Source organism: Planktothrix serta PCC 8927 (assembly GCF_900010725.2).
Classification (GTDB): domain Bacteria; phylum Cyanobacteriota; class Cyanobacteriia; order Cyanobacteriales; family Microcoleaceae; genus Planktothrix; species Planktothrix serta.
Window position 1 is genome coordinate 203,635 of sequence record NZ_LR734880.1, and the last position, 7,318, is coordinate 210,952.

Consider the following 7,318-nt stretch of genomic DNA (forward strand, 5'->3'; position numbering starts at 1 on the left):
TCTATGACTAAAACAGGAGAAACCACCATGAAATTAATAGAAATCAGCCCAGAATTCCCAATTATCCATCCTGAACCGATTAAAGCGGGACAAATTTGGGAAGTCCGTCGTCAAGTCTTCAGTCCTCTGGAATTGACACCAGAAGAACAACAGCATTTTTATTCCTCTGCTATTTTTGATTTTCTCAACGGGAATGCACCGCCTCGCTATGTGATAATTGTCACGGAACCGCAACTAGAAATCGACGAAACACCGGAATGGCAAGTTATTTCGGTGATGTTACTGTCTGTAAAAACTGATTATCTGAGTTCAACTAATCTCTTAATTCCGACAGCAATTTCCGGTTTAGAACAGGATTTAATCGCCGAAACATCGACTGTAATTTCGATGCTAACTTGTAATTTATTAAGACCTGTGGGAAAACGATTATCTCGGAAAATTTATGACCTTTTATTAGATGTGGGGGACTTTGAACAAGGATTTATTGAAAAACCTCCTACCCCCGAAAAAATCTTAGCTTTAGGTTTGAAACAAGGAACGATAAATCATCCCGAATTTAATCAACAGGAATTAGACTGGAAAACGGTATTAGAAGTTCCTGTGGCGGCTTATTATCTCTATGTAAAAGCGGTATTAACCTTAGATGAAACCTTATTATTAGAACAACTTAAGGCAGAAATACGGATACAACCTGTTCCCTTAAGTCAATGGTTTGAGGGAATTGTTCAGACGGGATGGCAAACTTTTGAGGAGGTTTTTGGAATATTTTCTGCAACTCCTGCGTTAGAAGTATGGAGGGGTGCATCTACCACTAATTTCCCAGGAGGTGAAGCAGAAATAAGCCAGATTGAAACCTTAGTTCAACAGATTCAAACCACCGAAGATGATGACATTCTTTGGAATACTGTAGCAACTTTACGACAATTGCAACCCCACCATTCTGCTTTAGGGGTGAGACGGGTTAAGTCCATTAATATTCAGGAAACAGCCTTAGTTTTAACCCTAAACTTGATTTCCAGAGTTAAGGAAGAAGTGCGAATTTTATTGGAAGTCAATTCCCCAGACCATTCCCCTGTCCCTAAAGATTTAAAAGTGATGATTTTAGATGAAAACAAAGAAATTGTATTGGAGGATACAGCCGAGAATAAAATTGTATCAATTGCGTTACAAGGCTTGCAAGGAGAAAAATTTAGTGTAAAAATGATAACCCAAGACGATTTCATCCTTGAAGATTTTAACATTTAAAGTCTATTTAAGGGCTGTAATTCAGTTAAATCAAATTTTTTCCTGATTTCTCCTAGAGAGATATCTCTGTTATAACTTCCGCTTCCCCTTCTCTTTTTTGCGAAAACCAGAAAATGAGAGTTGGGAGATAGGATAGTTAGATTGTGCTTGAAACATTGTTCAACCAGACTTATCCAAACCAAACCTATGAAAACCCTATTCTGTCTCGGTGCATTTCGGCGTCACTCTAAATTCTCTGAACAAGGATTTACCTTAATTGAGTTATTAGTTGTTATTATTATTATCGGAATTTTATCTTCAATTTCCCTGCCTTCCTTTCTGCGATTAATTAATCTGGCTAAAAGCACAGAAGGAAAGACAACCATTAGTTCAGTTAGTAAAAAGCAGGAGGCTTTTCATACTGAACATAACGAATTTACAAGTTCATTCCCTGATTTAGGGGCTGATATTAAAACCGAAACTGAAAATTATTCGTTTTATGTATTTGTAGATAATGACACTTTTAATGGGGCTATTCATATTGCTAAGTCTAAGCAAAAGTTTGTTGAGTCTTATCTTCAAATTATGTATTGGAAAAATAATCAACTTCAAAAGTGCTCCCCTGTTTCAGTTGATTTGAGTTTTCCAGCAGGGGTGATCGTCCAGGCGGTGGCAAATCCTAAACAATTCTGTCCTTAATCCTCAAATAATATGCTCTCGAATTCTTCCCAACCTCAAGCGGAAAAAAACTTTCAGGGTCGTTCTTTTAAAGGAAAAGATTTAACCCTGGAAGACTTTTCTAATGCCGATATTCGGGGTTGTGATTTTAGTGAAGCCAACCTCACCGGAGCTAACTTTCGAGGGGCTAAAGCGGGATTATCACAACAGGGGATTTACCGCAGTTTATTGATAGCAGCAGCCCTATCAGGATTAGCAGGAGCCGCTGCTACACTAGCCGTTGGTCAACCGATTGCATTGATGACGCCTAAACCTAATCCAGTCCTGCCTTTTACGGTCAATTTTATCATGGGCTTGATTTTAATTGGTGTGAATGCAATTTTATTAATATCAAGCCTCAAAAATGGACTAGAAAAAACAATTCAAAATCTAGGAATTACAATTGCAATTCTGATTCCTGTCGGGGGAATTTTAGCTGCATTAGGAAATGCCAAAACTCCAATTTTATCAGAGTTACGAGTTTTTAGAATCAGCTATTTAATTGGAGCAAACCAAATCGCAAACCCAATTCCGGCTCTGATTGTCACCCTGACGGCTTCAATGGGAGCCACGCTAACCGTTATTTTTACCTTAGCTTTAGCGATTGCGATCGCAACTATTACTTTAAACAAAATCTTCAAATTATTAGTCATTGTCGAAGTATTAGCCATTGGAATTATTGCCAGTGCTATTGTGACTAGAAATGCCGATGATAGAGTTTTTGAAGTGTTTTCGGTAGTTAATAGAGAGCCAGCCCCCTTATCTGCAATTATCATCCTAATTGCCTTAGTGATATTATCAATAACTTTAGCAACTATTCTAATATTATTAAGTAGTAATATTGGGAAACGAGTTTTAAAAGAAGAAGAAAAATATTCAATTATTCGACAATTTGCGATCGCTATTTCTGCCTGGGGCGGGACTTCCTTTGTCAAAGCCAACTTAACCCAAGCTTATTTTAATCAAGCTTTATTAAAAAGTACCAATTTTACCGATGCGAACCTCAAACATACACGCTGGTATCAAGCCGAAAAATTAGAATGGGCAAAAGTCGGAAACACGATTTTAGAAAATGCCCAAGTCCGAGAATTAATTGTTAGTTTAGATGGGTATAGAAAGAATTTTGTTGGAGTGAATTTAAGGGGAGCAAACTTAATGAATGCGAACCTAGAATATGCTAATTTAAGAGAAGCCGATCTGACTGAAGCCACCTTAGAAACGGCAAATTTAGAATGGGCAAACCTCACCCAAACCCAAGCCATCGGGACTAATTTTAAAGAAGCACGTTTAACTGGGTCTTATGGTTTAAGCACTTGGAATATTGATAGCAGCACTAATTTATTATGGGTAAATTGTAAGTTTATTTATCTATTAGAATATCCCAAACCGGGAACTGATGACCGCGAACGTCGCCCCAGTAGCGGAGAATTTGGGCCGGATGAATTTACTAAATTGTTTCAAGAAGCCATCGATACCGTTGATTTAATCTTTCGAGAAGGAATTGATTGGCGGGCGTTTATTTATTCCTTCAAAAAAGTTCAAGTTGAAAACTCAGAAACCGAATTAACCATCCAAAGAATTGAAAATAAAGGCGATGGCGTGTTTATTGTCCGGGTGCAGGTTCCCCCCGAAACGGATAAAGCCAAAATTCATCAAAACTTTACTCAAACCTATCAGGAAACCTTACAAATCTTAGAAGCCGAATATCAAGAAAAATTAAAAATCAAAGATTCAGAAATTGCTAACTATCGTGAACGCAGTTCTAATATGAGTGAAGTCATTCGGCTATTAGCCAGTCGAGAAATTACTCAAGACCGTAAATTTATCAAAAAATCTCCCCAAGTTGCAGGTAAATTAGTCATTTTAAAAATTATTAAAGGAGACTTTAAAACCGGGTTTACAGTCATGTTACAATTAGGACAAGATGGAATGTTACCTAGTACAGAAATTACGGGTTCCTTACCCGCCTTTCCTGAACTAGAAGCCACCTATCAACAGTGGAAAATCCTTTATCATAAACTTCAACTTCCTGTGCGGATTAGTGGTAGAAAAGTCAATCTTTTTTCCTCTGAAGATGTATGTAAAGAGTCCGCAAAACTGTTAGAAAAACACCTCAAAACCTGGCTGAAATCAGAAGAATTTTATCCCCTCAAAGATCGGTTACAACAAAAACTGAATTCCACAGATGAAATTCGATTCATTTTGCAAACAGAACATTCCACCCTCTTACGACTTCCTTGGCAAGTTTGGGAGGTTTTTGAACATTACCCAAAAGCGGAAATTGCCTTGAGTTTACCCCAATACGACCAAGCGGAATCTGTTCATTTAAACCTACCCCGAACACGAGTTAGAATTTTAGCGATTTTAGGAAATAATCAAGATATTAATGTTCATAAAGATCGAGCGATTTTACAACAGATTATTGGTGCGGATGTGACAGTTTTAGATCAACCCCAACGGTTAGAGGTGGATGTTCATCTCCGCGATGAAATTGGCTGGGATATTCTGTTCTTCGCTGGACATAGTTTAACCGAGGAAGAATCGGGGATTATTCATATTAATTCGACGGATTATTTAACCATTTCTGATTTAAAATATTCCCTACGATTTGCGGTCAATCGAGGACTAAAATTAGCGATTTTTAACTCCTGTGATGGCTTGGGGTTAGCGCGGGATTTAGCGGATTTACAAATACCTCAAATTATTGTCATGCGAGAACCTGTTCCTGATACTATTGCGACGGAATTTTTAAAGTATTTTCTCCTAGCATTTTCTAAGGGAAAAACCTTATATACAGCCGTGCGCGAAGCCAGAGAAAAACTCCACGCCAAAGAAGATCAATATCCCTGTGCCAGTTGGTTGCCCATTATTTTTCAAAATCCGGCAGAAATGCCTTTGATTTGGGATGATTTGCGGGGTTTATCTTCCACAATCACGGATGGTAAAACCTATTTAGAAGCTTTAGCAAAATTACGAGAACTATTTGAACAAAATTTTGATTTATCCCCTTTAGAACAAGCGAATATTTTAGAGCAATTGCAAGCTTTATTTCAAATAGTGCCCATGCCTCCCTCGGAGCTTAAACAACGTTTAGGAAGTCAAGCTTTAATGGTGATTAAGGGGACAATTGCTGATTTACCCGCTACTTCTATCTTAAAACAAGAGGGTCAAAAACTATTGAAGGAAATTTCTCAAGAAATTTTGGGTTAGTTGGAATATTCTCAACAGAACTGACGTTAGATTAACTATAACTTACAATATTTTTGGGGAAAATGAGTAAAATTTGTGAACTTGTTCAAAATAGTTTAAAAACGGGTTACTTAACTTTAGAAGCCGAACAAGAATTAAGAAGACTGTTACAAACTACAAAGTATGGGGTTTCTGAATTAAATACTTTTGCTGATTTACAATACGCAGGAATACAAGGTCTGATTCGCCAAGAGTCCCGTGAACTTTTAGAGTCACTTAATCCAGAAATTTAAGTTTGATTTCTCTTGGCTGACGGCACTTGTGGGGTATCGAGATCACAATTTAATTCCATCTCAAAAAATTAAAGGGTTGTCTTTGGAATATTTTTCCCAACCCTAACGTTATATCAATTAGTCAGCTTTGAAAAACTGAGGGAGCAAGATTAAAAAAATCGACTTCCCCTATTCTATTAACGAAAGCTCTCTCTCACTTGTCACAATTTTCACAATCAACATCTACCCTGTTTGAGGAATCAATAATATGTCAACTCTGAAAAAGTTTTTAATGGCTATACCTGTAGTTGGAGCGATCGCAACTCTTAATATCGGTTGCCCCGTTTTAGCTGCCAATCAAATGATTGTAAAAATCGGCGATTTAGAACGAACCATTTCCATTACTGCACTTGAAAACTTTGTTAAAACCGGAGATACTTCTGGCTTACCCCTAGAATTTTCTAGTCCGCTTTTCACAAAAAATGTAGAACAATTGAAAGAACAGTTACAAAGACCAATTAGCATCGATCCTAACTCAGAGCTTAATTCTAAAGAACAAGATTTTATGGATGGTTTAATGCCAACGGGTACAGAGGAAGAACGCAAAGCTGCCTTAACATTAATGGGGGAAAAAGGGAATGGTCAAATCACTTTAGATTTTCTCAAAGTATTACCTGGAGATATTCTCAGTTCAGAGAATTTTTTGGACAGTCTGAATGCTTATCAACCAACACCAATCAAAACCCCTTCTGAAAAAAAATCACTATCTTTTTTGTCTACCCATAATCGACAAGTTGGAACCATTGATCTGTCAACTGGAGTTTTTACAAAAATTGCTGATACCCCTCGGTTTCATGATATAGCATTATCTGAAAACGGCAAACTTTTTGGCGTATCGACGAATAGTCAACTTTATAGTATTGATCAAAGCTCCGGTGTATCCTCACTAATTGGCAATCTTGGTGTAAGGTTTAGTTCTCTAGGATTTTCTTCCAACAACGTCCTTTACGGTGCTTCTGGTTCTGGCTTCTACACCGTTGACATAATGACTGGTGCCGCATCATTAGTATCAAGTATTCCCGGCTTTAATAGCGTTGGCGATATCGTATTTGATCCTAAGAATAATCAATTTTTAGCTTCATCGACATCGGTAAATTCAGGAAGTAACAGCTTGTTTTCTATTGATTTAACGGGTAGTGGCAAGAAAATTGGGGATATTGGCTTTAATAATGTCATTGGCTTATTCTTTGATAATGAAACTCTTTTCGCTTACACACTCGATAGAAAACAGTTAATTATTAATTCTGAAACGGGAGTAGGTACTTTAGATAAAAACGTCACAGGTGTTAACGGTCTAATTTCGGGAGCCGCATCCTTACCCTCAACAGGTTCCAAAACTTCTGTTCCTGAACCTTCTTCAATGTTAGGTTTATTAGCATTTGGAACTTTCGGTATCGCTTCTCTATTAAAACGTAAACAGCAATAGAAAGTTTTGAATTCAGTTGTCAATGATTAATGTATGAGAAATGCGATCGCATACCCCTATAGATCCCCCCCCAACCCCCCTTTTTAAGGGGGGCTTTGAAGAGAAGGTTATCCCCATTCAAAACAACAATTCAACTCCTGTCCCCCCCTTCTCAAGCCAGGGCTTTGAAGAGAAGGTTATCCTCATTCAAAACAACCATTCAACTCCTGTCCTCCCCCTTACCAAGGGGTTAGGGGGGAGTTCTCCGGGCAATTGTTAATCATAGAGTTTAAATGCGTAATAGCTTATTATTTAACTTCTTCTCGAAAATGGAATAATTTATTTCCCCACAACGTTAATAAGAATAAGACGCTTAGGAGCGAAGTATTCTCAGCCTCACTCCTTTAGAACTTCCCAAAAATTTCATCAAAAATGGAATAACTTCTTTCCC

General features: G+C 37.6%; 5 protein-coding genes. All 5 read left to right on the plus strand.

Annotation, left to right across the window (positions count from 1 at the left end; all coding sequences use genetic code 11):
• Positions 1-27 precede the first annotated feature (27 nt).
• The 5 genes from PL8927_RS23175 to PL8927_RS23195 all read left to right on the plus strand — a co-directional run bounded on the left by PL8927_RS23175 (position 28) and on the right by PL8927_RS23195 (position 6,888).
• Positions 28-1,245, plus strand: coding sequence for a DUF1822 family protein (locus tag PL8927_RS23175; protein ID WP_197047524.1), 1,218 nt, complete (start codon positions 28-30; stop codon positions 1,243-1,245).
• Between the two features lie 186 nt (positions 1,246-1,431).
• Positions 1,432-1,923, plus strand: coding sequence for a type IV pilin-like G/H family protein (locus PL8927_RS23180; RefSeq protein ID WP_083625823.1), 492 nt, complete (start codon positions 1,432-1,434; stop codon positions 1,921-1,923).
• A gap of 12 nt (positions 1,924-1,935) precedes the next feature.
• Positions 1,936-5,151, plus strand: a complete 3,216-nt coding sequence (locus tag PL8927_RS23185; protein WP_083625824.1) for a pentapeptide repeat-containing protein — start codon at positions 1,936-1,938, stop codon at positions 5,149-5,151.
• Between the two features lie 62 nt (positions 5,152-5,213).
• On the plus strand, positions 5,214-5,423 hold the full coding sequence (locus PL8927_RS23190; RefSeq protein WP_083625825.1) for a hypothetical protein: 210 nt from the start codon (positions 5,214-5,216) through the stop codon (positions 5,421-5,423).
• Positions 5,424-5,670: 247 nt separating this feature from the next.
• Positions 5,671-6,888: an alpha/beta hydrolase gene (locus PL8927_RS23195; RefSeq protein WP_083625826.1), complete on the plus strand. Its 1,218-nt coding sequence runs from the start codon at positions 5,671-5,673 to the stop codon at positions 6,886-6,888.
• Positions 6,889-7,318: the final 430 nt, after the last annotated feature.